The organism is Streptomyces sp. NPDC054975 (assembly GCF_053609105.1).
The window spans coordinates 23958-49779 of the sequence record NZ_JBSGWV010000047.1 but is presented as its reverse complement, the minus strand read 5'-3'; the positions used below and the strand labels follow the sequence as shown (position 1 = coordinate 49779).

The following is a 25822-nucleotide window of genomic DNA, read 5'->3' as shown; positions in this document are numbered from 1 at the left end:
GGGGGGGGGCGGCCACCTTTGTGTGGGGGGGCACCCGCCCCCGCTCCGGGGCACCGGGGCGGGGCCCGGGGGACGCCGGTGGGCGTCCGCGGTCCCCGGTCGCGACTACTTCGCCTCGGTCTCGCCGTCGGCCTTGCCGTCCTTCTTGACCTCGGCGTCGGCCTCGACGGCCTCGGCCTTCTTGGTCAGGTCCGGCTTGGTGTCCTCGACGACCGCGTCCGACGCACCGGCCTCGGCCGGCTCCCCCGCCTCGGACGACTCGATGAGCGAGGAGGCGTCGTCCGGGACGACCGCCTCGGTGTCCGGCTCGTCGCCGTGGACGATGCGGTTGTACTCGTCGTCCGCGAGGACCGCGCCGATCGCGTTCTTCGCGTAGACGGCGTGGACGCCGGGCGCGACCTCGAGGAGGACGGTCTCGTCGGCGATCTCCTTGACGGTGGCGTACATCCCCCCGATCGTCCGCACGCCGGTGCCGGGCTGCATCTCGTCGCGCATCTGCGCGGCCGCCTGCTGCTTCTTCTTCGCGGAGCGGGTCATCAGGAACATGGCCCCGATGAGGACGATGAAGGGGAGGAGGGTCACGATACTCACGGGACGGGTTTCCTTCGCACGGACGCGGAGAACCCGCGGCCTGATCTTCGGGGGTGGGCGTGCCGACCAGAAAGGTCGGCATCGGCGGAGTCTAGGCGAGTCCGCATCGATGGAACAACGTCCAGCATCGCACCCTGGTTCCTCGTCCGACGAGTCTCCGCGCCGTCACCGCCCCGTCACGCCCCGAAGAGCCCCTGTTGTCCGCTTCCTGGCGCGCCGGGGGCCGCTGCCTGCGGTGGAACGAGTCCAAGATGTGTCCATGCGGCGGGAGTGGCGACCCGACCACGGGGCGTACGGGCGAGGAGCCCTTCGCGTACGAGGAAGGGCTCGGCGACCTCCTCGACGGTCTCCCGCTCCTCCCCCACCGCGACCGCGAGGGTCGACAGTCCGACCGGGCCGCCGCCGAAGAGCTTGAGCAGGGCCTCCAGGACGGCACGGTCGAGCCGGTCGAGGCCGCGGCTGTCCACCTCGTACACCCCGAGGGCGGCGGCGGCGATCTCGCGGTTGATCACTCCGTCGGCCCTGACCTGGGCGTAGTCCCGGACGCGGCGCAGGAGGCGGTTGGCGATCCGGGGCGTGCCGCGGGAGCGGCCGGCGATCTCGGCGGCTCCGGCGGTGTCGATCTCCACGTCGAGGAGGCCGGCGGAGCGGTGGATGACCCGCTCCAGCTCCGAGGGGTCGTAGAACTCCATGTGGCCGGTGAAGCCGAAGCGGTCCCGCAGCGGGGGCGGCAGGAGTCCGGCCCGGGTGGTGGCGCCGACCAGGGTGAAGGGCGGCAGCTCCAGGGGGATGGCGGTGGCACCGGGGCCCTTGCCGACGATGACGTCGACGCGGAAGTCCTCCATCGCCATGTAGAGCATCTCCTCGGCGGGCCGGGACATCCGGTGGATCTCGTCGAGGAAGAGGATCTCGCCCTCCTGGAGGGAGGAGAGGATCGCGGCCAGGTCACCGGCGTGCTGGATGGCGGGGCCGGAGGTGATGCGGATCGGGGCGTTCATCTCGGCCGCGATGATCATCGAGAGGGTGGTCTTGCCGAGACCGGGGGCGCCGGAGAGCAGGACGTGGTCGGCGGTGGCGCCGCGCTGGCGGGCGGCCTTGAGGACGAGGTCGAGCTGCTGGCGGACCTTCTCCTGGCCGACGAACTCGTTGAGGTCCTTGGGGCGCAGGGCCGCCTCGACGGCCTGCTCGTCGCCGTCGGCGGACGCGCCGACGATTCGGTCCTCGACGGCCGGTGCGGTGTCGTCGTCGTCCCAGTTCACGTGTCTGCCTTCGTGGTGTGTGCGGTGGTGTGCGGCGTGCGGGTCGCCTGCGGCGTGCTTCTTCCCCACCCCGCCCCTTCCCGAACTGGGGCTCCGCCCCAGACCCGGCGCCTCAAACGCCGACGGGGCTGAATTTCAGCCCGTCCGGCGTTTGAGGACACGGCCGCAGGCTGTACGGGGGTCTGGGGGCTTGCCCCCAGTTCGGGAAGGGGCGGGGTGGGGAGAAGCACCGCGCGGCGGCCACCTCAGCGGGTGCGGTTCAGGGTCTGGAGTGCGGCTCGCAGGAGCTGCGGGACCGGGGCCGAGCCGCCCGCGGCGATCGCGGCCTCGGCCTGCGGCGCCACCGCCGAGACCGCCTCCTCCGCCTCCCGGCTCGCGTACCCGAGGCCGATCAGCGCGGCGGACAGCTGCTCCGTCCACGGCGCCGGGCCCGAGGCCACCGCGCGCTGCGCGCCGACGAGGCCGCTGGTGCCCAGCGGGGCGCCCAGCTTGTCCTTCAGCTCCAGGAGGAGCTTCTGCGCGCCCTTCTTTCCGATGCCGGGGACGGCGGTGAGTGCCTTCTCGTCTCCTGTGGAGACGGCGAGGCGCAAGGCGTCCGGGCTGTGGACGCCGAGCATGGCCTGGGCGAGGCGCGGGCCGACTCCGCTCGCGGTCTGGAGCAGCTCGAAGACCTGGCGCTCGTCGTCGTCGGCGAAGCCGTAGAGCGTCAGGGAGTCCTCGCGGACCACCAAGGAGGTGGCGAGCCGGGCCTCCTGACCGATCCTCAGCCCTGCGATGGTGTTCGGCGTGCACTGGACGGCCATGCCGACACCGCCGACCTCGACGACCGCGGTGGTGGGGGCGAGTGCGGCGACCGGGCCGCTGACGAAGGCGATCATCGGGTTCGGCCTTTCAGGGCGTGCTGGGCGACCGCCTGCTGGAGGCGGTTCTGGGCGGGGGCCCGCCAGATGTGGCAGATGGCCAGGGCCAGGGCGTCGGCGGCGTCGGCCGGCTTGGGCGGTGCGGCGAGCCGGAGCAGCCGGGTCACCATGGCTCCGACCTGGGCCTTGTCGGCCCGGCCGCTGCCGGTGACGGCGGCCTTGACCTCGCTGGGGGTGTGCAGGGCGACGGGGATGCCGCGGCGTGAGGCGCAGAGCATGGCGACGGCGCTGGCCTGCGCCGTGCCCATGACCGTACGTACGTTGTGCTGGCTGAACACCCGCTCCACGGCGACCAGTTCGGGCGAGAAGCGGTCGAGCCACTCCTCCACGCCGCGCTCGATGCCGACCAGGCGGACACCGATGTCGGCGTCCGCCGCCGTCCGCACGACGCCCACGCCGAGCATGGTCAGGGGCCGCCCGGCGACGCCTTCGACGACGCCGATCCCGCACCGGGTCAGCCCCGGGTCCACCCCGAGCACGCGCACCTGAGCCCCTCCCTGGACCTCGGACCGTCTTCGTCCATCTGTTTGTGCAGGCTATCCGCCGGCACTGACAACGCCGTACGAACGGCGGCGGGCCGACAGGGGTGTGTCCCCGTCGGCCCGCCGTGCCGGCTCCGCAAGCGACGCGATCAGGCGTCGACCTTCTCCATGACCTCGTCGCTGACGTCGAAGTTGGCGAAGACGTTCTGCACGTCGTCGCTGTCCTCCAGCGCGTCGATCAGCTTGAAGATCTTGCGCGCGCCCTCCTCGTCCAGCTCGACCTGCATGGTCGGGACGAAGTTGGAGTCCGCCGAGTCGTAGTCGATACCGGCCTCCTGGAGGGCGGTACGGACGGCGACCATGTCGGTGGCCTCGCTGATGACCTCGAAGCTCTCACCGAGGTCGTTGACCTCTTCGGCACCCGCGTCGAGGACGGCGCCGAGGACGTCGTCCTCGGTGAGCTCGCCCTTGGGCAGCACGATGACGCCCTTGCGGTTGAACAGGTACGAGACCGAGCCCGGGTCGGCCATGGAGCCGCCGTTGCGGGTCATGGCGACGCGGACGTCGGAGGCGGCGCGGTTGCGGTTGTCGGTGAGGCACTCGATGAGCACCGCGACACCGTTCGGACCGTAGCCCTCGTACATGATCGTCTCGTAGTCGACGCCGCCGGCCTCGAGGCCGCCGCCGCGCTTGATCGCCGAGTCGATGTTCTTGTTCGGGACCGAGCTCTTCTTCGCCTTCTGCACGGCGTCGAAAAGCGTCGGGTTACCGTCCAGGTCGGCGCCGCCGGTCCGGGCGGCGACCTCGATGTTCTTGATCAGCTTCGCGAAGAGCTTGCCGCGCTTGGCGTCGATCACGGCCTTCTTGTGCTTCGTCGTAGCCCATTTAGAGTGGCCGGACATCTGCCTGTCTCCTTCGCGTAACCAATTTCTGAACGAACCCCAGAGATCCTACCGGGACCTCGTCACCGCGCGTCGCGCACCATGTCGACGAACAGGGCGTGAAGGCGGTGGTCGCCGGTGAGTTCGGGGTGGAACGAGGTCGCCAGGGCCTGTCCCTGCCGTACGGCCACGATGTGGCCCTCGTGCTCGGCGAGGACCTCGACCTCGGCGCCGACGGACTCGACCCACGGAGCGCGGATGAAGACGCCCTCGACGGGGCCGTCCTCGATGCCGCGGACCGTGACACCGGCCTCGAAGGACTCGTTCTGCCGCCCGAAGGCGTTGCGGCGGACGATCATGTCGATGCCGCCGAAGGTCTCCTGGCCCGAGCGCGGGTCGAGGATCTTGTCGGCGAGCATGATCAGGCCGGCGCAGGTGCCGTAGACGGGCAGACCGGCGGCGATGCGCTCGCGCAGCGGCGCCATCAGGCCGAAGAGGTCGGCCAGCTTGGAGATGGTGGTGGACTCGCCGCCGGGTATGACGAGGCCGTCGACCTCGGCGAGCTCCTCGGGGCGCCGGACCGGCCTGGCCACGGCGTCAGCCGCGGCCAGGGCGATCAGGTGCTCCCGTACGTCGCCCTGGAGGGCCAGGACACCGATGACGGGCGTGTTCATGAGTGACTACCAGCCGCGGTTCGCGTAGCGCTCGGACTCGGGGAGGGTGTCGCAGTTGATGCCGACCATGGCCTCGCCCAGGTTGCGGGAGGCGTCCGCGATGATCTTCGGGTCGTCGTAGAAGGTGGTGGCCTTCACGATGGCGGCGGCGCGCTTGGCCGGGTCGCCGGACTTGAAGATGCCGGAGCCGACGAAGACGCCCTCGGCGCCGAGCTGGCGCATGAGCGCGGCGTCGGCGGGGGTGGCGACGCCACCGGCGGAGAACAGCACGACCGGCAGCTTGCCGAGCTCGGCGACCTCCTTGACCAGCTCGTACGGGGCGCGCAGGTCCTTGGCGGCGGCGAACAGCTCGTTGTTGTCGAAGCCGCGCAGCCTGGCGATCTCGTTCTTGATCTGGCGCAGGTGGCGGACGGCCTCGACGACGTTGCCGGTGCCGGCCTCGCCCTTGGAGCGGATCATGGCCGCGCCCTCGGCGATGCGGCGGAGGGCCTCGCCCAGGTTGGTGGCGCCACAGACGAAGGGGGTGGTGAAGGCCCACTTGTCGGAGTGGTTGACCTCGTCGGCCGGGGTGAGGACCTCGGACTCGTCGATGTAGTCGACGCCGAGGGACTGCAGGACCTGGGCCTCGACGAAGTGGCCGATGCGGGACTTGGCCATGACCGGGATGGAGACCGCGCCGATGATCTCCTCGATCATGTTCGGGTCGGACATCCGGGCCACGCCGCCGTCCTTGCGGATGTCGGCGGGGACCCGCTCCAGGGCCATGACGGCGACGGCGCCGGCGTCCTCGGCGATCTTCGCCTGCTCGGCGTTGACCACGTCCATGATCACGCCGCCCTTGAGCTGCTCGGCCATGCCGCGCTTGACGCGCGAGGTGCCGATCGCCGAGGACTCTGCAGACTGGGTGCTGTTGGGAAGCGTGGTGGACACGGGGACCTCACTCGTGAAAGCGGTGCTGAGACAAGAATGAGGAAACATTCCTCCACCAGTCCACAGCAAGGGCCAATGTGCAGCCGGTGGATCGTTTTCGATGATTTCCCAGGTGACGGGGGTCAGGCCGGGCGATCGGCAAGGGCGACGGGCGGTTCGTCGTCCATTTCGAAGGCCAGCGGGAACGGGGCGTGGCCCGCGAGCCGGAACCAGCGCACCGTACGGTGGCGGCGCAGCGCCCGGGCGGCGCGCACGGCGTCGTTGTGGAACCTGCGGGCCATCGGTACACGGCGTACGGCCGCCGCGAGCTCGCCGGCGGCCTCCTCGCCGCCCGGGGCCTCCCGTACCGCCTCGACCTGCTCCGGCTCGCCGAACACCGCGCGCAGCGCCTGGCTCAGCTCGCTCTCGGCGACCTCACGGTGATCCTCCTCGGCCTGCCGGGCGGCGTGCGCGGCCTCGTAGAGCACGATCGAGGCGGCCGGGTCGAGCACTCCGGACGTGGCCAACTCCTGGGCGACCGAGGCGCGGCGCAGCAACTGGGCGTCGAGGGCGGCACGGGCCGCGTCGATCCGCGCGTGCAGCCGGTCGAGCCGGCCGGCGGTCCAGCTGAGGTACAGGCCGATCGCGATCAGCGCGACGACGGTCCAGATCAGGGTTTGAGTCACGGGCGCACAGGCTACCGGGACGGTGGGGACGACCGGAGATGTACCCGTTGGGGGCAACTGTTCCGCCGCGGCGGATCAGTTGCCCCCACCCGGGGTTCAGTCCCGCGCCAGGCCCAACCGCGCCCGCAGGCCCACGCGTTCGTCCGTCGCCACCGAGGCCGCGCCGTCCGTCACCGTCTCGTAGACCGCGAGGATGTCCGCGCCCACGGTCGACCAGTCGAAGCGCCGCACGTGCGCGCTGCCGCGCTTGCTCAGCTCCTTGCGCCGGGCCTCGTCGCCGAGCAGCCGGATCGCCGCGTCCGCCAGCGCGTCCGCGTCCTCGTTGGCGAAGAGTTCGCCCGCCGCGCCCTGGTCCAGGACCTGGGCGAAGGCGTCCAGGTCGGAGGCGAGGACCGGCGCGCCCGCCGACAGCGCCTCGACCAGGATGATCCCGAAGCTCTCGCCGCCGGTGTTGGGCGCCACGTAGACGTCGACGCTGCGCAGCAGCCGCGCCTTGTCCTCGTCGCTGACCATCCCGAGGAACTCGACCCGCTCGCGCATCTCGCGCGGCAGCGAGGCCACCGCCTCCTCCTCGTCGCCGCGCCCGGCGACCAGGAGCCGCGCCTCGGGCCGTTCGGCGAGGATCTTCGGCAGCGCCCTCATCAGGACCGGAAGGCCCTTCCGAGGCTCGTCGATGCGGCCGATGAAGCCGAGGGTCTCCCCCTGCCACTCCGCCTTCGGCTCGGCCCCCGCGAAGAAGTCGACGTCGACGCCGTTGGGGATGACGACCGCGTCGCCGCCCAGGTGCTCGACCAGGGTCCGCCGCGCGTACTCGCTCACCGCGATCCGCGCGCTGATCTTCTCCAGCGCGGGCTGCAGGATCGGGTACGCGGCGATCATCGCCCGCGAGCGCGGGTTGGAGGTGTGGAAGGTGGCGACGATCGGCCCCTGCGCCGCCCAGCAGCTCAGCAGGCCGAGCGAGGGCGAGGCCGGCTCGTGGATGTGGATGACGTCGAAGGTGCCGTCGTGCAGCCAGCGCCGTACCCGCGCCGCCGACAGAAAGCCGAAGTTCAGCCGCGCCACCGAGCCGTTGTACGGCACGGGCACGGCGCGCCCCGCCGAGACGACGTACGGCGGGAGCGGCGTCTCGTCGTCGGCGGGGGCGAGCACCGAGACCTCGTGACCGAGCCTGATCAGGTGCTCGGCGAGGTCCCGGATGTGGAACTGGACGCCACCCGGCACGTCCCAGGAGTACGGGCAGACGATGCCGATCTTCACGAGGCCCGCTCCTCGCCGAGCGGCTCGCGCTCCTCCAGGTCCTTCAGCCACAGTCGCTGCAGCATGTGCCAGTCCTCCGGGTGGTCCGCGATGCCGGTGGCGAAGGCGTCGGCCAGCGCCTGTGTCATCACAGACGTCTTCTCGGACCGCGTACCTGTCTCGGGTACCTCGATGGGCGCGTGCACGCGCCCCTTCATGACCGGGGTGTCGTCGTACCAGAGGGTGACGGGCAGCAGCAGCGCGCCCGTCTGCTGGGCGAGCAGAGCGGGCCCGGCCGGCATCCGCGCCGTCTCGCCGAAGAAGGTGACCTCGGTGCCGGAGGCGGACAGATCACGGTCGGCGACCAGACAGATCAGGCCACCGTCGCGCAGCCGACGGGCGAGCGTCCCGAAGGCGGAGCCGCCGGAGTGCGGCAGGACCTCCATGCCGAGGGACTCCCGGTAGGCGACGAACCGGTCGTACAGCGTCTCCGGCTTGAGCCGCTCCGCGACCGTCGTGAAGGGCACGCCGAGCGAGCGGGTCACCCACACGCCGGCGAGGTCCCAGTTGGCCAGGTGGGGCAGGGCGAGTATGACGCCACGGCCCGAGGCGAGACCGTCCTTCAGATGGTGGACGTCCTTGACGTCGAAGCCGCCGTCGACCCGCTCCTTGCTCCACGTCGGCAGCCGGAAGGACTCCATCCAGTACCGCATGTACGAGCGCATGCCGGCCTTGGACAGCTCGGCGAGCCGAGCGGGGGTGGCGTCGGGCACCACGCGCGCGAGGTTGGACTCCAGGCGCAGCACGCTCTTGCCGCGCCGCTTCCAGGCGGTGTCGGCGATCCTGCGCCCCAGCGCGGCCGCCACCGGCTCCGGCAGCTTCTTCACGGTCGCCCAGCCGAGCCCGTACAGGGAATCGGTCAGCCGGTCCTTCATCCCGCTCATGACGTCGCCTCGTTCCCCCGCGGCCCGGCCGCGTCCTGGGCGGCGGCCGCGTCGGCCTCCGCCGACTCGCGCCGTACGGTGACCACCCGCTGGCCGAGGGTCACCGCGCTGCCCACCGCCACGATCCACAGCGCGATCGGCAGCAGGACGTCGACGCCGGGCACGCCGAAGGCGTGGAGTCCGGCGAGGCCCGCGGCGACCAGCGAGATCACGAGCCGCTCGGCCCGTTCCACCAGGCCGTTGACCGCGACCGGCAGGCCGATCGATTCACCGCGCGCCTTCGTGTACGAGACGACCTGGCCGCTGGCCAGGCAGAAGATCGAGACCGCGCACAGCACGTTGTCGTTGCCCGTACCCGCGTACCAGAGCGCGAAGCCGCCGAAGATGGCGCCGTCGGCGACCCGGTCGAGGGTCGAGTCCAGGAACGCGCCCCAGCGGCTGGAGACCCCCGCCTGCCGGGCCATGTTGCCGTCGACCAGGTCCGAGAAGACGAAGAGGGTGATGACGATCGTGCCCCAGAAGAACTCCCCCCTGGGGAAGAAGACCAGGGCTCCCGCCATCACTCCGGCCGTGCCGATGAGCGTGACCGCGTCGGGGCTGACACCCCGGCGGAGCAGAAACGCGGCGAACGGTGTGAGGACACGCGTAAAAAATGCACGCGCGTACTTGTTCAGCATGGCCTTCCCGAGGTTCGGTGGGCCGCGGCCCCTACGACCACCGGCTCGCCCATCGTAGCCAGCGAGGCTCCCGCCGAACCGCCGGGCACCCGCCCGTCGCGTCGCGTACGACGTATGGACGCACCATGACGTCGGTGCAAAGCTCGAAGGACAACCGCGGGCACCTCCGGAGCTGCCCAGCCTCTCCCTCCGCGCCCGCGCCCCGCCTCACCGTGCGAGCGAGCGGTGCAAGCGATCGGGAGGACCCATCATGGGCGACAAGGCGAACACACACTCCGGGGCCGCCGGCAGGGCTCCGACGGCCGACCGGCCCTCGGACGTACGGAACGTGGTGCTGGTCGGCCACAGCGGATCGGGAAAGACGACCCTCGTCGAGGCCCTCGCGCTGGCCGCCGGGGCGGTCAACCGGGCGGGGCGCGTCGAGGACGGCGGGACGCTCTCCGACCACGACGAGATCGAACACCGCCAGCAACGTTCCGTACAGCTCTCCCTCGTCCCCCTCGAGTGGGGCGGGTGCAAGATCAATCTCCTCGACACCCCCGGGTACGCCGACTTCGTCGGGGAGCTGAGGGCCGGTCTGCGTGCGGCGGACGCGGCCCTCTTCGTCGTCTCGGCCGCCCAGGAGGCCGAGGCGATCGCCGGGTCGACGCGGATGGTGTGGGAGGAGTGCGCGGCCGTCGGCATGCCCCGCGCCATCGTCGTCACGCATCTGGAGACCGCCCGTACCGGCTTCGACGAGCTGACCTCCGTCTGCTCCGCGGTCCTCGGCGGGGACGACCCCGACGCCGTACTCCCCCTCTACCTGCCCCTCTACGGCGCCGAGGCGCCGGACGGGCACGCGCCGACGACCGGTCTGGTCGGGCTGCTCTCGGAGCGGATCTTCGACTACTCCACGGGGGTCCGGCAGGAGAGCCCACCGGACGACAGCCAGCGGCCGCTGATCGACGAGGCCCGCAACCGGCTGATCGAGGGGATCATCGCCGAGAGCGAGGACGAGACCCTCATGGACCGCTATCTCGCCGGCGAGGACATCGACATCAAGTCGCTGATCGACGACCTGGAGAAGGCCGTCGCCCGAGGCACCTTCCACCCGGTCCTCGCCGCGGCGCCCCCGTCGGACGGCGGGAAGCAGGGGCTCGGCACCGTCGAGCTGCTCGAACTGATCACCGGCGGCTTCCCGACCCCGCTGGAGCGCGAGGCCCCGGCGGTCACCACGCCGGACGGCGCCCCGAGGCCCGCGATCACCTGCGACCCCGACGGGCCGCTCGTCGCGGAGGTCGTCAAGACCGCCTCCGACCCGTACGTCGGCCGGATCTCGCTGGTCCGGGTCTTCTCCGGGACGCTGCGCCCGGACGAGACGGTCCATGTCTCGGGCCACGGCCTTGCCGACCGGGGCCACGAGGACCATGACGTCGACGAACGGGTCGGCGCGCTGACCTCGCCCTTCGGCAAGCAGCAGCGCCCGCTGGGGCAGTGCATCGCGGGCGACCTCGCGTGCGTGGCCAAGCTGGGCCGGGCGGAGACCGGCGACACGCTCTCCAGCAAGGACGATCCGCTCCTGATGGAGCCCTGGACGATGCCCGACCCGCTGCTGCCGCTCGCGATCGAGGCGCACAGCAAGGCCGACGAGGACCGGCTCTCGCAGGGGCTCGCCCGGCTCGTCGCCGAGGACCCCACCATGCGGCTCGAACAGAACCAGGACACCCACCAGGTGGTCCTGTGGTGTCTGGGCGAGGCCCACATGGACGTGGCGCTGGAGCGCCTGCGCAACCGGTACGGGGTGCAGGTCGACACCGTTCCGCACAAGGTGGCGCTGCGGGAGACCTTCGGCGGGCCGTCGGCGGGGCGCGGCCGGCACGTCAAACAGTCCGGTGGCCACGGCCAGTACGCGATCTGCGAGATCGACGTCGAGCCGCTGCCCGTGGGCAGCGGGGTCGAGTTCGTCGACAAGGTGGTGGGAGGGGCGGTTCCACGCCAGTTCATCCCGTCCGTCGAGAAGGGCGTACGGGCGCAGGCCGCACGCGGGGTCGCGGCCGGTCACCCGCTGGTGGACGTACGGATCACGCTGCGGGACGGCAAGGCCCACTCGGTCGACTCCTCCGACGCGGCCTTCCAGACCGCGGGCGCCCTGGCGCTGCGCGAGGCGGCGGCCGAGGCGAGCATCCGGCTCCTGGAGCCCGTCGCCGAGGTCCAGGTCCTCGTACCGGACGAGTACGTCGGCCCGGTGATGAGCGATCTGTCCGGGCGGCGCGGCCGGGTCGTCGGCACCGAACAGGCCGGGCCGGGACGGACGTTGGTCCGCGCGGAAGTTCCCGAGATCGAGATCGGCCGGTACGCGGTCGACCTCCGCCAGATCTCGCACGGCACCGGCCGCTTCGACCGCTCGTACGCCCGTCACGAGCCGATGCCGCCCCAACTCGCCGACAAGATCCGCGCGCAGGCGGAGAAGGGCACTTAGGGAGGGTGCGGCGCGGACCGGGGACGGGGCCGCGGTACACCTGTCCCGGGCTGACGCGCCCCGACCGCCCCCGTCCGCCCCTGTCCGCCTCCGACCGCCCCCCGCGCGCCTCACGACGACCGAATGCCGCCCGTCCAACTCCCCTCCGGCGGGCGGCATTCGGCCGCCCCGTGACGCATCCGTCAGTACCCGGCTACGCTGTGGTGCCCAGCTCAGCAGGTGTGCGGGGCACGGTAGTCGGGAACAGGCCGCAGAGGGATACGCGGTGAACCACGCGGGCACGCGGCGATGGGGGCATCAGTGACGATCGGCAGTTTCGGACCCGGGGCGCAGATTCCCCTGCAGGGCTCGGACGGACAGACGGCGGCGACCCATGCCCTGGCCTCCGCCGCGTACCGCGACAGCCCGGTGGAAGCGATCCTCGACGCCAACAACGACTGGCACAAGTCCAAGGTCACCGACGGGAGGTGGGCGAAGCTCTTCCGGCCCGACCTCGGTGAGGCCTTCTCGCGCGCGGTCCAGGTGCGGATGCTCGGCGGTGCCCGCAAGGCGCTCATCCAGTCCTTCGGCACCGACCCGCAGCCCGTGGTCGAGCACTGCCTGGCCGCCACCGGCATCCGCAAGCAGCGCGACGTCAAACTGACCCTGGTCACCTTCGTGTTCGGCATCCTGTTCCTGCCGGGGCTGCTGCTCTGGCTCGGCGTCATCCAGCTGCGCCGCATGGTCGCCGGCTCGGAGAACAAGCGCACGAGTGCGGTGGGCACGGTCATCCTGGTGGTGGCGGCCCTGATCGCGGTGGGTTTCCTGATCAAGCTGCCGTTCACCGGCGTGCTGTCGGTCTATCTCCGCGCCATGATCGTGGCCCCGATCGTCGGCTGGTTCCTCGCCAAGCGGATCTGCGAGTCCACGGCCAGGGACCTGCGGGACCGCTGGACCGCCCTGCTGAGCGGCGGCGGCATCGGCGCCAAGATCCCCGAGGCGGTCCCCGGAGATCCTGCCGAGAAGGCCGCCGAGGAGCTGCGCCAGAACCTGGAGAAGCTCTCCGCCGAGCAGCAGTCCAACATCGTCTTCTACGCGGGCCCCAAGGGAATACTGGGCATGGGCACCCGCTGGGGCAGCTGGACGCTCGCCGAGGAGCTGGTCCCCAAGGACGGCCGCGAGATCCACGACTTCCGCGCCTGGGACGTCGTACGGAAGATCCACGACCAGCTCACCCTGTTGGAGCGGGGCTCCCTGAAGACCGGCTTCCCCAAGCCGACCGTCAAGCACTGGATCGTCTCCCCGGTCGGCGAGGGCGCCGACGAGGTCGCCCGGCCCGAGGGCGACAACATCGTCCACTACCAGGTCAAGCCGCACGAGATACAGCGCATCTGCAACGACCAGCAGTTCGGCAGCGGCAACCGGCACTACCTCGGGGTGCAGTTCACGCTCTGGGACGGGCAGCTCGTGCTCACCATGATGATCACGGTGACCTCGCTCCATCACACCCTGCGCGTGGAGGTCACCGGACACGCGCTCGGCCCGGTCCACTCGCTCTTCACCACCAAGCCGAAGGCGAAGACGAAGGAGGTCTCCAAGACGGTCCGCTTCTGGGAGACCCGGGAGATCCAGCTGCCGCTCCTGGAGACGGACGAGATCGTCCGCAAGGCGGTCCGCGCCCCGCTGACCTGGTTTCCGCCGCTCCTGGACTTCCTCGGCGGCAAGCTCGTCCTGCCCGAGCCGTTCGGCCTGCGGCACGCCTGGGCCGCGCAGCCCTGGCGGCACCGCTTCATGGCCGACGACGCGATCCGCGCGGCGACGCCGGTGATGCGCGCGGTCCACGCGGCGACCATCGCGGTCCTCGACGACCACGGCGTGGACACGGAGCGCTTCACCAACCGCTCGCTGGTCCTGAGCGGAGGCATCCAGGAACCGATCCCGAAGAAGGCCGACCTCTACGACGCGTGAGCGCGCCGCGAGGGCCTGGGGGGCACCTGCCTAGGCCAGTTCCGAGGTGGCCGGCCAGGCGGCGGCGAGCATCGCGCGGGTGTCGGCGAGAAGCTGCGGCAGCACCTTGGTGTGCCCGACGACAGGCATGAAGTTGGTGTCGCCGCCCCATCGGGGCACGATGTGCTGGTGCAGGTGGGCGGCGATGCCGGCGCCCGCCACCGTGCCCTGGTTCATGCCGATGTTGAAGCCGTGCGCGCCGGACGCGGCCCGCAGCGCGATCATCGCCCGCTTGGTGAACTCGCCGAGCTCGGCGGTCTCCGGCGCGTCCAGCTCCGTGTAGTCGGCGACGTGCCGGTACGGGACGACCATGAGGTGGCCGCCGTTGTACGGGTAGAGGTTGAGCACGGCGTACACCGTCTCGCCCCGCGCTATCACGAGCCCGTCCTCGTCCGACTTCGACGGAATCACGCAGAACGGACAACCGTCCTCGGCCCCCGGCCCGGTCGGCTTGTTCTCGCCCTGGATGTACGCCATCCGGTGAGGCGTCCACAGGCGCTGGAACGCGTCCTGCGTCCCCACTCCGATCTGCTGCTCCGGCTCAGTCGTCATGCTGTGCAGCATATTGCTTCGCCCGTTCGGAACGTGTCGCCGGGGCATCGACCGCCCGGTCCCCGGAGATGCTGGTCGGATGGACGCGAGCCCGGAGAAACAGGAGCGTTGGGACCGCCGCATGGAGGCACCCCTCGCGGTGGCGTCCCTGCTCTACCTGACGGGGTACGCGGTACGGGTCCTGGCGTACGACCTCGACCAGGTCTGGCTGGAGCTCTGCCTGGCGGTCACGCTCGGTGCCTGGGGTGTCTTCGTCGTCGACTACGCGGTACGGCTGCGGCTGAGCGGCCTCGGCCCGCTGCGCTTCGTCCGCGCGCACCTCCTGGGCACCGTGGTCCTGCTGCTGCCGCTGCTGCGGCCCCTGCAGATGGTGAAGATCTACGAGCGGATCCAGCGCCGTCGCGCCAAGCCGCGCCTGACCCTCTACGGCCGCGTCATGGCCTACTCCAGCCTCACGGTGACCCTGCTGGGCTTCGCGGGGGCGCTCGCCGTCTACCAGCAGGAGCGCGGGGCGCCGGGCGCCTCGATCCGTACCTTCGGCGACGCGGTCTGGTGGGCGTGCGCGACGCTGGCGACGGTGGGGTACGGGGACATGAGCCCGGTGACCCCGCTCGGCCGGCTCGTCGCGGTGGGCGTCATGGCCTGCGGCGTCGCCCTGCTCGGGGCGGTGACGGGTTCGTTCTCGTCCTGGCTCGTCCAGGCGTTCCGACGGCAGGACGAGGAGAGGCCCCCGGGGGATTCCCCGGGGGCCTAGGGTGCGGGCAGGCGTCACACCTGGACGCGGCGCTCCACCACGTCGGCGAGCTTCGCCAGCGCCTGGTCGCGCGGGATGCCGTTCTCCTGGGAACCGTCGCGGTAGCGGAAGGAGACGGTGCCCGCCGCCATGTCCTCGTCGCCGACGATGATCATGAACGGAACCTTCTGCTTCTGCTGGTTCCTGATCTTCTTCTGCATCCGGTCCGAGGACGCGTCCACGTCGACCCGCAGGCCCTTCTTCTTCGCCTCCGCGGCGAACTCCCGCAGGTAGTCGACGTGCGCGTCGCCGATCGGGATGCCGACCGCCTGCACCGGGGCCAGCCACGGCGGCATGGCGCCCGCGTAGTGCTCCAGGAGCACGGCGAAGAAGCGCTCGATGGAGCCGAACAGCGCGCGGTGGATCATGACCGGACGCTGCTTGGTGCCGTCGGGGCCGGTGTACTCCAGGTCGAAGCGCTCCGGCAGGTTGAAGTCCAGCTGCACGGTCGACATCTGCCAGGTGCGGCCGATGGCGTCGCGCGCCTGCACGGAGATCTTCGGGCCGTAGAACGCGGCGCCGCCCGGGTCGGGGGTGAGCGGGAGGCCCTGCTTCTCGGCGACCTGCTGGAGGACCGCGGTGGCCTCCTCCCACACCTCGTCCGAGCCGACGAACTTCTCCGGGTCCTTGGTGGACAGCTCCAGGTAGAAGTCGGTCAGACCGTAGTCACGCAGCAGGTTGAGGACGAAGGTGAGGGTCTTGTCCAGCTCCTCCGCCATCTGCTCGCGGGTGCAGTAGATGTGCGCGTCGTCCTGGGTGAAGCCGCGGGCCCGGGTCAGGCCGTGCACGACGCCGGACTTCTCGTACCGGTACACGGTGCCGAACTCGAAGAGGCGCAGCGGCAGTTCACGGTACGAACGCCCGCGCGCGTCGAAGATCAGGTTGTGCATCGGGCAGTTCATGGGCTTGAGGTAGTAGTCCACGCCCTCGTCGAGCTGCATGGGGGGGTACATGCCCTCGGCGTACCAGTCGAGGTGGCCCGACTTCTCGAACAGCTTGCCCTTGGTGGCGTGCGGCGAGTAGACGAACTCGTAGCCCTCCTCCTCGTGCCGCTTGCGCGAGTAGTCCTCCATGACCCGGCGGATGATGCCGCCCTTGGGGTGGAAGACGGCGAGGCCGGAGCCGATCTCGTCCGGGATGGAGAAGAGGTCCAGCTCGTTGCCGAGCTTGCGGTGGTCGCGCTTCTCGGCCTCGGCGAGGAAGTCGAGGTGGGCCTTCAGCTCGTCCTTCGAGGGCCAGGCGGTGCCGTAGATGCGCTGGAGCATCGGGTTCTTCTCGCTGCCGCGCCAGTAGGCGGCGGCGTTGCGCATCAGCTTGAACGCCGGGATGTTCCGGGTGGTGGGCAGGTGCGGGCCTCGGCAGAGGTCCTTCCAGCACAGCTCGCCGGTCTTGGCGTCCAGGTTGTCGTAGATGGTCAGCTCGCCGCCGCCGACCTCGACGTTGGCGCCGTCGTCGGTCGACGCGGAGCCCTTGATGCCGATGAGCTCCAGCTTGTACGGCTCGTCGGCGAGCTCCTCGCGGGCGGCCTCGTCGGTGACCACGCGGCGGGAGAAGCGCTGACCCCGCTTCTGGATCTCCTGCATCTTCTTCTCGACGGCCTTGAGGTCCTCGGGGGTGAACGGCTTCTCGACGTCGAAGTCGTAGTAGAAGCCGTCCCGGACCGGCGGGCCGATGCCGAGCTTGGCCTCGGGGAAGAGCTCCTGCACGGCCTGGGCCATGACGTGCGCGGTGGAGTGGCGCAGGATGTCGAGACCGTCCGGGGAGGAGATCTCGACGGGCTCGACGACATCGCCCTCGGCGACGACGTAGGTGAGGTCCTTCAGCTCACCGCCGACGCGGGCGGCGATCACGGACCGGTCGTCGGCGAACAGGGCGCCGGCGGTGGTGCCCGCGCTCACCGCCCGATCCTCGGTTCCTGAGGCGGACTGGACGGTCACACGGACATCAGACACGGATGCTCTTTCCTTTGGGGCGCAGGCAGACACGAGGTGCCGGCACCGACGACACGCGACAGAGACGAGGTGCCGCGTGTTCTAAATCCTAAAGGCTCGGACCGCGTCACTCCCCCGGGCCGCAGGCCTCCTCGAAGAAGTCCAGGTTCTCGTGGAGCGACTTCATCAGCCGGTCGCGCTCCGCCTCGTCGACCTGGACCGGTACGACCCCGGTGGCATCGGTCAGCCGACGGAAGCCGCCCCGGCTCTCCAGACGGCCCACCACCCGGATCGGCAGCCCGACCAGATGCGCGTGCCCGGCCGTGCGGTACGACTCCTCGTCCAAGGTGACGCGGACATGCGGCACCTCCGCCCCGCCCAGCACCCGCAGCCGTACGGTTCCCTCGCCGCGCGGCCCCGAGCGGCGCATCCGGACCACGGCGCCCGTGATCCGTACCGGTACGGACGGCTCGTCGGTCAGATAGCGGGCCCCGGCCTCGCGCAGGGCCGGCAGGTCGCCCGCCGAGAACTCGACCGGCTCGGGCCGGGCCGCGCACCCGGCGGGTGTCCCCGCGGCCGGGGCCCACTCCAGCGCGATCCTGGCGCCCTCGGTGCCCCGCACCAGGGCGACCAGCGCCTCGGTCAGCTCCCGGCTCACGCCCGCCTCGACGGCGGCGTCGAAGGCCTCCATCCCGCCCGTCGCCCGCTGGTAGTCGGCGGCCTCCCGCGCCGCGTACAGCGCGTGATACAGCCGTACGGCGATGGCCCGGCCCGGGTCGACGGGCACGAACGCGGTGAGGCCCTGCCCGCCCGGCGCCGCCCCGACGACCACCGCCTCCAGCGATGCCTGCGCCTGGCGGCGGTGCCGGGCGCCGTAGTACCCGGCGCGTCCGCGCACGGCCAGCGCCCCGGCGAGCAGCAGCTGCCGGGCGGCCGACCTGAGCTGTTCCTGCACGGTCCACGGGACCGTGCCGGCGGGGCCCGGCGGGACGTCGCGCCACCAGCGGATCTCGTCGCTGGGCACGGTCAGCCCGACGAGGACCTCCCGGGCCGAGGGCGCCGCGCTGTGGGCGAGGGCGGTGAGCGCCTCACCGAGCAGGTCCTCGCAGTCCGGGAACGCGCGGCTCTCGGGCACCAGGAGGCTGGTGCCGCCGGAGGGGCCGCCCGTTCCCGGGGGTGTCCAGCGGCTGTAGCGGCCCGCGGCCCCGCCGCGCCGCCGCCAGCCGTGCCGGGCGAGCAGCGCGCCGAGGACCAGCGGGTCGACCCGTCCGGGGTCGGGCGAGCCCGCGGCGTCGGCCCAGGGGCCGCCGGGGAACTCACCAGGGGTGGGGTGGGGGCGGAACGGTGGCAGAACGGGGCCGTACCCGGCCCCGCCCTCCGATGGTTCGCCGATCGGCCGGTGCATCAAGGTCTCCCTCCCACGCCGACCCGGGTCATGATCTCGCACAGTGCCCGGTCGTCGAAGATCCGTGCCGTCGGTATGCGCACCGTCGTCCGCCGCCGCCCTGTCACCGGGTGGCCGGCGAGGTTGATCCAGTAGCAGCAGTGCCGCAGGTCCAGCCGGTCGTGCCCCGCCCGCAGCCAGTCGTCCCGGTCGCGCGGCACGATCATCACGACCAGGATCTTGTGCACCGAGACCGGGGTCCGCGCCAGCTTCACCAGATGGTCGTTGTCCAGGGTGAAGGAGAACGCGGGGCCGGGCGGCCGCGGCGGTATCTGATAGGTGGCCTTCAGCTGCACCTTGATGGTCACCTCGTCGTCGACGGTGTGTCCCGCGGCGCTGTGGCTGACGTGCCAGTCGATGCCGTTGTCCGGAAACGGCTGCGACAGCGAGCAGCCCGCCGCCGCCGCGACCGCATGCAGATATCCCACCTGGAGCGTCTCCATGCAGGCGGTGGTGGCGAGTGAGCCGCGCAACGGTGCTGCCCGCTGAGGCGGCAGCCCCCCCGATTCGGGCTGGGCGAGCGCCATGTCAATTCCCTTCCCCGTCATCTGTGTTGTCACCGGTCCGCGTACGGGGCAAACAGCCCGGGTATCACCGGTTCGGGCAGGGGGATCGCCATCTGCCGCAGAGGTGCGAGGAGTTCGGGGATGACGCACTGGTATGAGGGGCCCCTGGCCGCATTCGACACGGAAACCACGGGAGTTGACGTCGAGCAGGACCGGATCGTCTCGGCCGCGCTCGTCGTCCAGGACACGGCCGGCGGGCGCCCGCGGGTCACACGCTGGCTGGTCAATCCCGGGATTCCGGTGCCGCCCGCGGCCACGGAGGTCCACGGACTGACGGACGATCATCTACGGCGGAACGGGCGCTGGCCGGCGCCCGTGATGGAGGAGTTGGGGCGGGCGCTGGCCGAGCAGTGTGCGGCGGGCCGGCCGCTGGTGGTGATGAACGCGCCCTTCGATCTGACGATCCTGGACCGCGAGCTGCGCCGCCACCGCGCCTCCTCGCTGGGTCGCTATCTGGAGAACGCATCGCTGTGCGTGCTGGATCCGCGGGTCCTCGACAAGCATCTGGACCGCTACCGCAAGGGCCGCAGGACGCTGACGGACCTGTGCGCGCAGTACGGCGTGGAGCTGGACGGCGCGCACGACGCGGCGGCGGACGCGACGGCCGCGCTGGATGTCGTACGGGCGGTGGCGCGGCGGTTCGCGACACGGCTCGAACGGTTGTCGCCGGCGGAGCTGCACACCCTGCAGGCGGTGTGGCACGCGGCACAGGCGCGGGGGCTGCAGGCGTGGTTCACGCGCAACGGGACACCGGAGACGGTGGATCCGGCGTGGCCGCTCCGTCCGGAGCTGCGGCAGGCCGCATGAGGCATCGGTGGCCCGGACATGCGGAAGGCCGGCCCGTCTTTCGACGGACCGGCCTCTCCCGGTGGGCGATACTGGGATCGAACCAGTGACCCCTTCGGTGTGAACGAAGTGCTCTCCCGCTGAGCTAATCGCCCGGGAACGGGTTGAACCATACAGGTTTCCGCGGGCTTCCTTCAAACCAGGCGCAGGTGGGCCGCGAGGCCGCGCCGCCCCGCGCGCATCATCAGGAAGTGGTTGGCGCGGAAGACGGGCCGCCCCACCACCGCGAGCCTCCTCATCACGGGGCCGGTGACCTCGACCTCCTGCTCGTACAGCGCGCGCGTTCCGGAGCCGTGGGGCGTCAGGGACCAACGGGCCCAGCCCTCCAGGTCGCCGCCGAGCGCGACCTCCAGGACGCGGGCGCCGGGGTCGCGGCGCCGGGCCTCGGCGGTGACGACGAGGTCGTACGGGAGGAAGGAGCGGAACCGGGCGGTGCCGGTGACGTCGTCGACGGCGACGACCTCACGGACCTGGGGCCACCAGCGCGGGTACTCGTCGGTGCGTTCCAGCACGGCGAAGACCACGTCGGGCGGGGCGGCCAACTGCCAGACGGTGCGGAAACGGTAGCGGCACCAGTCCATGACCCCAGTGTGTACGTACTCAGCCGCGGATATGAGTATCCGGGCGCATGGTGCCCGGGTGTGGTCCGGCGCACACTCCGGGACATGAACACTCCTCTGCCGCCCGCCGACGAGCTGGTGCTCGTCGATCGTGAGCTGGCTCGACTCGACGCCCACAGGTCCCAGTTGCTGGCCCGCCGGGCCTGGCTGCTGAAGGTCCTCCAGGCGCAGGCGCCGTCCTCGGCTCCGCGGCGGGCCGGGGGCGGGCCGGTGGCCGACTCGACCCCGCGCAGTGCGCAGAACGTGCTGCTCACCCTGGGCGGGGTGCTCCTGACGATCGCCGCGCTCGCGTTCACGCTGGTCAGCTGGGGTTCGATGGGGATCGGCGGCCGCGCGGCCGTCCTCGGCGTGGTGACGTCCGCGGCGCTGGCGGTGCCCGTGGTGCTGCTGCGCCGGGGGCTCGGCTCGACGGCGGAGGCGGTCGCGGCCCTGGGCCTGGTGCTGATGGTCCTCGACGCGTACGCGCTGCACCGGGTGGCGCTGCCGGGGACGGACCCGCTCGCGTTCACGGCGGTGGCCTCTGCGGTGCTCGCGGCCGCGTGGACGGCGTACGGGGCGGCGCTCGGCCGGCTGCGGATCCCGCTGCCGGTGGCGGTGGTGACGGCTCAACTCCCCCTGCCTCTGGGTGTGCTGGCCGCCGACGGCGGGGCGCTCGCGCTGGCCTGGGCGACGCTCGCGACGGCGGTCGTGGATCTGGCCGTGGCGCTGTGGACGAAGCCCGCGGCGGTACGGGGCACGGCGGCCGTGGCGGCCGGTGTCCTCGGCGGCTGGGCGCTGCTCACGGGCGGGCAGCTCTCGCTCACCCCGCCGGTACCGGCGGGCGCGCTGCTGCTCGCCGGCGCGGCGGTCGCGCTGTACGTGGCCTGGAGGGTGGCCCAGGCATCGGTGGCCGCGTCGGTGGTGGCCGGTCTCGCGGTGGTCGCCGCGGCGGGTGGCGTGCTGCGCCCGGTGCTGCCGGGCGACTGGGAGGTGCCGGGGTACGTGCTGTGCGCCGTGGCCCTGGCGGCCGTCCTGCGGTCGCCGGGACCGCGCGCGGTGCGCACCGGTCTGGCCGGCGCGGGCGCGGGGGTGCTGGCGCTGGGCGTGGCGTGGGCGCTCCCGCCGGTGGCGGCGGCGCTGCTCGGACCGCTGGCCCGGACAGCGCCGGTCTGGTCCGGCACCCACCCGGAGCCGGTCCTCGCCTCGTACCCCTCGACCGCCCCGGTGGTCCTGCTGGTGGCCGCGACGGCCTGCGCGGCCCTCCCGCGCCTGTGGTCCCGCTGCGCCGCCCTGCTCCTGACCTGGGCGACCCTGACGGCCCTCCCGCTCGCCCTTGACCTCCCGTACGCCCCGACGCTCACCCTTCAGCTCCTGACGACCACGGCGGCCCTCCTCCTGGCGGCGCGCCCGGGGGCGCTGACGCGAGGCCTCCCCGCGCCGGTCGAGGCCCCGAGCCCGGACGCCTCCGACGCGGGTTCGAGTTCGGGCTCCGGTTCCGGGGCTCAGTGGCCCGGCTGGGGAACCGCTGCCGTACCGGCGGCCGTCTCGCGGCCCGTGCCGCCTCGTGAGGCGTTCGGCTGGAGCGCGTTCGGCTGCGGGGCGATGTCCGCGGTCAGCGTGGTCGCTCTGGCCCTGGACACCCGCGCGGCCACCTTCACCACGCTCGGGGTGCTGCTCGGGCTCTTCGTCGTGGTGGCGTTCCTCGCCGACGGCGCGCGGCGGACCGTCGCCGCCTGTGCGGCGGTCCTCGTGGCGGCCGGGCTGGTGGCCGCCGGGGCGGCAGCGGCCGCGTTCCAGGACCACCGGACCGCGTCGGCGCTGCTCCTGGTCCCGGCGGCCACCGCCCTGCTCGGGGGGCGGCTGCGGCGCCACCCGGTCGCGCTGCCCGTGGAGCTCACCGGCGCGGCCGTGGCGCTGCTCGCGATCAGCATGGCCGTGCCCAGGCCCGCCACCCTCGCGCTCGTCCTCGCCCTGGCCGGTGTGATCGCCGCCGCCACGGCCCTGCGGCCGGAGCGCCGCGCGTTCGCCTCGTGGACGGCGGGCGCGCTGTTCCTCCTGGCGACCTGGGTGCGGCTCGCCGTCTGGGACGTGACGACCCCGGAGGCGTACACGCTGCCCGTCACCGTGCCCGCCCTGGTCGTGGGGGTGCTGCGGCGGCGCCGCGACCCGGAGTCCTCGTCGTGGGTGGCGTTCGGCCCCGGTCTGGCGGCCACGCTGGTGCCGAGCCTGTTCGCCGCCTGGGTGGACCCGGACTGGCCGCGCCCGCTGCTCCTCGGCGTCGCCGCGCTCGTGGTGACTCTGCTGGGGGCCCGGTTCCGGCTGCAGGCGCTGCTGGTGCTCGGCGGTGCGGTCCTGGCCCTCGACGCCCTGCACGAGCTGGCTCCGTACGTCGTCCAGGCCGTCGGCGCCCTGCCCCGCTGGCTGCCGCCTGCGCTGGCCGGTCTGCTGCTGCTCGCCGTCGGGGCGACGTACGAGCAGCGGCTGCGGGACGCCCGGCGCCTGCGGGAGAGGCTCGGCCGGATGCGGTGACCCGGCCGGGGAACGCCGAAGGCCCGGAGACTGGTTCCAGTCTCCGGGCCTTCGGTCCGGGTGGTGGGCGATACTGGGTTCGAACCAGTGACCTCTTCGGTGTGAACGAAGCGCTCTCCCACTGAGCTAATCGCCCGGGCGCACCGCAAACATTACCGCATGTCAGCGGGTGCCCCGACCGTCCCCCGGGTCAGGTGTTGATCTTCCACGGCATGACGAAGCCGTACTTCCACAGGTAGAAACCGAGCAGCACGCCGATGATCACCAGACCGATCGTGGTCAGGATGATGTTGCGCCGCCGCACCTTCGGGTCCAGCGCGCGCTGCGCCGCTTCGGTGACCTTCCGCTTCGTCCAGCGGAGCACGAGCTGCGCCCAGACGAATTCGGTGGCCCAGATCGCCATGCCGGCGAAGATCACCAGCCAGCCGGGGCCGGGCAGCGGCAGCATCACGATGCCCGCGCCGACCACCGCCAGTCCCACGATGAAGACGCCGACCTGCCAGCTCAGGTGCAGGGTCCGCCGGGCCTTGATGAACTGGGGCGCCCGGGATCCCAGCTCGGGGTCCCCGTTGGCCGCGGACTCCCCGGTGCGCTCGTCACTCTCCGCATTCATGGTCCCCAACTTACCGGACGGGGCCCCCTCACCCGTATAGCCGTATTACCCAAAGTTACACACCGCCATACGAGCTACCTGAACGATCACAAAACAGACAGAGGGGTTTACAACGGCACCGTAGGTGGCATGTCGACTTCGCCGACGTGCGAATCCCCGAGCGCACACTGAGCGAAAGGCCCTGGCGCTTATGAACACCACGGTCAGCTGCGAGCTGCACCTGCGCCTCGTTGTGTCGAGCGAGTCCTCACTGCCTGTACCCGCGGGCCTGCGGTATGACACGGCCGATCCGTATGCCGTGCACGCCACCTTCCACACCGGAGCCGAGGAGACGGTCGAGTGGGTCTTCGCCCGCGACCTTCTCGCCGAGGGGCTGCACCGGCCCACCGGCACCGGCGACGTCAGAGTCTGGCCGTCCCGCAGTCACGGTCAGGGCGTCGTCTGCATCGCGCTGAGCTCTCCCGAGGGCGAAGCACTGCTCGAAGCCCCTGCGAGGGCCCTGGAGTCGTTCCTCAAGCGGACCGACGCCGCCGTGCCACCCGGCACCGAGCATCGTCACTTCGATCTCGACACCGAGCTCTCCCACATCCTGGCCGACAGCTGAGCCAGGTCGAGAGCCGCACGGCGCCGTCCGACTCGGGGCGACGGCGCCGCGCGGACAACCGCATACGGCAGACATCGGCGTCCTCACCGCGCAGCCGGCGCGGAGGAGGGCGCCGATGCCGTTTTCGGACCCCCACCGGCGCCACACGGCGAAGCCGCTAGAGTCAGCGCAACGCGGGCGCCCGCCCGCAGCCGGCCAGGGAGCGAATCGTGCTGATCCCCCACGACACCCGGATCGCCCTCGACACCGTCGTCGATCTGGTGAACACCGCGCCCCAGGGCGACCGTGACGACGAGGTCGGGGACGTCCCTTCGCTGCGCACCTTCGTACGGGCCCACGACATCAGCGACGTCGGCGAGCTCACCGACCACGACCTGCGGGCCGTCCAGGAGGTCCGGGCCAGGTTCACGGCGATCTTCGCGGCTCCCGACGCCCGGATCGCGGCCACGCTGATCAACCAGCTGGTCGCCGCCGCGGGCACGACGCCGCAGCTCACCGACCACGACGGCTACGACTGGCACGTGCACTACTTCGCGCCGGGCGCCTCGGTCGCCGACCACCTCGCCGCCGACTGCGGCATGGCCCTGGCGTTCATCGTGGTGGCGGGCGAGCAGGAGCGGCTGCGGCGCTGCGAGGCCCCCGACTGCGGCCGGGCCTTCGTCGACCTCTCCCGCAACCGCTCACGCCGCTACTGCGACAGCCGCACCTGCGGTAACCGGCTCCACGTCGCCGCGTACCGGGCGCGCCGCAAGGAAGCAGCCGGCTGATCCGGCACGAGCCCCCTCACAGCAGGAAGAGGTCGTGCACGGCGGCGATCAGGAGCAGACAGCCGATCACCGCGAGGAAGATCATCAGCGGCGGCTGGGAGAGCGCGAACAGACAGCCGCGCGGCTCTTCGGTGGGGGCGGGGACATGATCCCGCGAGGTATCCAGCATCTCGGGGGCGATCATGGCGCAGAGCCCCGCCAGCCGGCCCGCAACACGCCCCTCGGCCGCGGCAGTTCATCATCCCGTGGACGCGGGCCAGGAAAGCCTCGGCGGCCCCTGTCGGCCGCCGCGCCCACCGCGGCCGTCAGATGCCGTGCTTCTTCAGAATCGCCTCGATGTCGCTGAAGTCGTCCGCGGCCGGCGTGGCCTGCGGCTTCGGGGTCGCTCCCCGCTGACCGCCGCCGAGTGAGGGCGCGGACGCGCCCGGTGCGACGGCCCCGGGCACCTCGCCCCGCCGGGCCTCCTTACGGCCCGCTCTGCGCCGCTCGACGGCCCGGCTCGTCATGAAGAGGGCCCAGGCGGCGCCCAGCACGCCGAAGCCGGCCCAGGCAACCGGGCTGAAGGCCGTGTCGAAGGCCCACTGCACCGCCCCGGTCATGACCAGACCGATGGGCACCAGCGCGTAGGCGGCGATCCGTGTCGCGGCGAGGAAACGCTTGCGGTACGCCGTGATCGCGGCGATGCCCAGTCCCGCCACGGACACCGCGGAAAAGATGGTCTCGGCGAGCATGCGGTCCTCCTGGGCCAGGGCGGTACGTCCCTTCCATCCTGCACCGGCGAGGGGGCGCGGGGCCACGTTCCGAGGCCGACCTCAGGGAGATCTCCGGGTCTCCCCTGCGGGATCTCGTCCCCAGGTCCCGGTTGGGCCGCTCCG

At 71.9% G+C, this 25822-nt stretch carries 26 protein-coding genes and 2 tRNA genes; 7 read left to right on the top strand and 21 right to left on the bottom strand.

From position 1 onward, the window contains the following. Window positions 1-105: 105 nt before the first annotated feature. The 11 genes from yajC to pgsA form a co-directional block, all read right to left on the bottom strand. Window positions 106-591 (bottom strand): preprotein translocase subunit YajC, encoded by a 486-nt coding sequence (yajC, locus tag ACWF79_RS28730; RefSeq protein WP_453731070.1) that lies wholly within the window; start codon window positions 589-591, stop codon window positions 106-108. 176 nt (window positions 592-767) lie between these two features. Continuing rightward, window positions 768-1850, bottom strand: coding sequence for a Holliday junction branch migration DNA helicase RuvB (gene ruvB, locus ACWF79_RS28725; RefSeq protein ID WP_453731069.1), 1083 nt, complete (start codon window positions 1848-1850; stop codon window positions 768-770). Window positions 1851-2095: 245 nt separating this feature from the next. Further along, window positions 2096-2728 (bottom strand): Holliday junction branch migration protein RuvA, encoded by a 633-nt coding sequence (gene ruvA, locus ACWF79_RS28720; protein WP_453731068.1) that lies wholly within the window; start codon window positions 2726-2728, stop codon window positions 2096-2098. Then, window positions 2725-3255 carry a crossover junction endodeoxyribonuclease RuvC gene (gene ruvC, locus ACWF79_RS28715; RefSeq protein ID WP_453731067.1) on the bottom strand — a complete coding sequence of 177 codons (531 nt, stop codon included), beginning with the start codon at window positions 3253-3255 and terminating at the stop codon, window positions 2725-2727. The genes ruvA and ruvC overlap by 4 nt, the downstream gene beginning before the upstream one ends. A gap of 146 nt (window positions 3256-3401) precedes the next feature. Further along, window positions 3402-4154, bottom strand: coding sequence for a YebC/PmpR family DNA-binding transcriptional regulator (locus ACWF79_RS28710; RefSeq protein WP_158985482.1), 753 nt, complete (start codon window positions 4152-4154; stop codon window positions 3402-3404). Window positions 4155-4216: 62 nt separating this feature from the next. After that, window positions 4217-4807, bottom strand: a complete 591-nt coding sequence (gene pdxT / locus ACWF79_RS28705) for a pyridoxal 5'-phosphate synthase glutaminase subunit PdxT (protein WP_453731066.1) — start codon at window positions 4805-4807, stop codon at window positions 4217-4219. 6 nt (window positions 4808-4813) lie between these two features. Next, window positions 4814-5785 (bottom strand): pyridoxal 5'-phosphate synthase lyase subunit PdxS, encoded by a 972-nt coding sequence (pdxS, locus tag ACWF79_RS28700; RefSeq protein WP_453731065.1) that lies wholly within the window; start codon window positions 5783-5785, stop codon window positions 4814-4816. Between the two features lie 74 nt (window positions 5786-5859). Continuing rightward, window positions 5860-6402, bottom strand: coding sequence for a hypothetical protein (locus tag ACWF79_RS28695; protein WP_453731064.1), 543 nt, complete (start codon window positions 6400-6402; stop codon window positions 5860-5862). Between the two features lie 96 nt (window positions 6403-6498). Continuing rightward, window positions 6499-7659: a glycosyltransferase family 4 protein gene (locus ACWF79_RS28690; RefSeq protein WP_453731063.1), complete on the bottom strand. Its 1161-nt coding sequence runs from the start codon at window positions 7657-7659 to the stop codon at window positions 6499-6501. Next, window positions 7656-8582 carry a phosphatidylinositol mannoside acyltransferase gene (locus tag ACWF79_RS28685; protein WP_453731062.1) on the bottom strand — a complete coding sequence of 309 codons (927 nt, stop codon included), beginning with the start codon at window positions 8580-8582 and terminating at the stop codon, window positions 7656-7658. Before ACWF79_RS28685 ends, ACWF79_RS28690 begins: the two co-directional genes overlap by 4 nt. Then, the gene (gene pgsA / locus ACWF79_RS28680; RefSeq protein ID WP_453731061.1) at window positions 8579-9259 is read right to left on the bottom strand and encodes a phosphatidylinositol phosphate synthase; all 681 of its coding nucleotides are present in this window, start codon (window positions 9257-9259) and stop codon (window positions 8579-8581) included. The genes ACWF79_RS28685 and pgsA overlap by 4 nt, the downstream gene beginning before the upstream one ends. A 250-nt stretch (window positions 9260-9509) precedes the next feature. On the opposite strand from pgsA, the gene ACWF79_RS28675 reads away from it, so the two are divergent. After that, window positions 9510-11717: an elongation factor G-like protein EF-G2 gene (locus ACWF79_RS28675; protein ID WP_453731060.1), complete on the top strand. Its 2208-nt coding sequence runs from the start codon at window positions 9510-9512 to the stop codon at window positions 11715-11717. A gap of 288 nt (window positions 11718-12005) precedes the next feature. Beyond that, window positions 12006-13664, top strand: coding sequence for a hypothetical protein (locus tag ACWF79_RS28670; RefSeq protein ID WP_453731059.1), 1659 nt, complete (start codon window positions 12006-12008; stop codon window positions 13662-13664). A 30-nt stretch (window positions 13665-13694) separates the two neighbouring features. On the opposite strand, the gene ACWF79_RS28665 is transcribed toward ACWF79_RS28670, so the two are convergent. Then, on the bottom strand, window positions 13695-14267 hold the full coding sequence (locus ACWF79_RS28665) for an HIT family protein (protein WP_453731058.1): 573 nt from the start codon (window positions 14265-14267) through the stop codon (window positions 13695-13697). Between the two features lie 67 nt (window positions 14268-14334). Here ACWF79_RS28665 and ACWF79_RS28660 point away from each other — a divergent pair, with 67 nt between their 5' ends. Further along, complete coding sequence (locus tag ACWF79_RS28660; protein WP_453731057.1) at window positions 14335-15009, top strand: potassium channel family protein; 675 nt, start codon at window positions 14335-14337, stop codon at window positions 15007-15009. A 14-nt stretch (window positions 15010-15023) separates the two neighbouring features. Here the strand turns inward: ACWF79_RS28660 and thrS are convergent, their stop codons facing one another. The 3 genes from thrS to ACWF79_RS28645 form a co-directional block, all read right to left on the bottom strand. After that, a complete protein-coding gene (gene thrS / locus ACWF79_RS28655; protein ID WP_453731056.1) occupies window positions 15024-17000 on the bottom strand; it encodes a threonine--tRNA ligase in 1977 nt (658 codons plus the stop codon). 106 nt (window positions 17001-17106) lie between these two features. Beyond that, window positions 17107-18384, bottom strand: a complete 1278-nt coding sequence (locus ACWF79_RS28650; RefSeq protein ID WP_453731055.1) for a hypothetical protein — start codon at window positions 18382-18384, stop codon at window positions 17107-17109. Beyond that, window positions 18384-18950, bottom strand: a complete 567-nt coding sequence (locus ACWF79_RS28645) for a DUF4365 domain-containing protein (protein ID WP_453731054.1) — start codon at window positions 18948-18950, stop codon at window positions 18384-18386. The genes ACWF79_RS28650 and ACWF79_RS28645 overlap by 1 nt, the downstream gene beginning before the upstream one ends. Before the next feature lie 120 nt (window positions 18951-19070). Here ACWF79_RS28645 and ACWF79_RS28640 point away from each other — a divergent pair, with 120 nt between their 5' ends. Then, entirely contained in the window at window positions 19071-19796 is a 726-nt protein-coding gene (locus ACWF79_RS28640) for an exonuclease domain-containing protein (RefSeq protein WP_453731053.1), read from the top strand. A 62-nt stretch (window positions 19797-19858) separates the two neighbouring features. On the opposite strand, the gene ACWF79_RS28635 is transcribed toward ACWF79_RS28640, so the two are convergent. Further along, window positions 19859-19930: transfer RNA gene (locus tag ACWF79_RS28635), tRNA-Val, on the bottom strand. A 39-nt stretch (window positions 19931-19969) separates the two neighbouring features. Beyond that, the gene (locus ACWF79_RS28630) at window positions 19970-20416 is read right to left on the bottom strand and encodes an SRPBCC family protein (protein ID WP_453731052.1); all 447 of its coding nucleotides are present in this window, start codon (window positions 20414-20416) and stop codon (window positions 19970-19972) included. 84 nt (window positions 20417-20500) lie between these two features. Between ACWF79_RS28630 and ACWF79_RS28625 the strand changes: the two genes are divergently transcribed. Further along, complete coding sequence (locus tag ACWF79_RS28625) at window positions 20501-22963, top strand: SCO7613 C-terminal domain-containing membrane protein (protein WP_453731051.1); 2463 nt, start codon at window positions 20501-20503, stop codon at window positions 22961-22963. A 61-nt stretch (window positions 22964-23024) separates the two neighbouring features. Here the strand turns inward: ACWF79_RS28625 and ACWF79_RS28620 are convergent. Together ACWF79_RS28620 and ACWF79_RS28615 are read right to left on the bottom strand one after the other, a co-directional pair. Continuing rightward, a tRNA-Val gene (locus ACWF79_RS28620) sits at window positions 23025-23099 on the bottom strand. 54 nt (window positions 23100-23153) lie between these two features. After that, on the bottom strand, window positions 23154-23576 hold the full coding sequence (locus ACWF79_RS28615) for a TIGR02611 family protein (RefSeq protein ID WP_453731050.1): 423 nt from the start codon (window positions 23574-23576) through the stop codon (window positions 23154-23156). A 190-nt stretch (window positions 23577-23766) separates the two neighbouring features. On the opposite strand from ACWF79_RS28615, the gene ACWF79_RS28610 reads away from it, so the two are divergent. Both ACWF79_RS28610 and ACWF79_RS28605 read left to right on the top strand, forming a co-directional pair. Next, a complete protein-coding gene (locus ACWF79_RS28610; protein ID WP_015032345.1) occupies window positions 23767-24180 on the top strand; it encodes an SsgA family sporulation/cell division regulator in 414 nt (137 codons plus the stop codon). 209 nt (window positions 24181-24389) lie between these two features. Beyond that, window positions 24390-24947, top strand: a complete 558-nt coding sequence (locus ACWF79_RS28605; RefSeq protein WP_453731049.1) for a CGNR zinc finger domain-containing protein — start codon at window positions 24390-24392, stop codon at window positions 24945-24947. A gap of 16 nt (window positions 24948-24963) precedes the next feature. Here the strand turns inward: ACWF79_RS28605 and ACWF79_RS28600 are convergent, their stop codons facing one another. Both ACWF79_RS28600 and ACWF79_RS28595 read right to left on the bottom strand, forming a co-directional pair. After that, the gene (locus ACWF79_RS28600; protein WP_453731071.1) at window positions 24964-25131 is read right to left on the bottom strand and encodes a hypothetical protein; all 168 of its coding nucleotides are present in this window, start codon (window positions 25129-25131) and stop codon (window positions 24964-24966) included. Between the two features lie 121 nt (window positions 25132-25252). Then, window positions 25253-25678, bottom strand: coding sequence for a hypothetical protein (locus tag ACWF79_RS28595; protein WP_453731048.1), 426 nt, complete (start codon window positions 25676-25678; stop codon window positions 25253-25255). Window positions 25679-25822 lie beyond the last annotated feature (144 nt).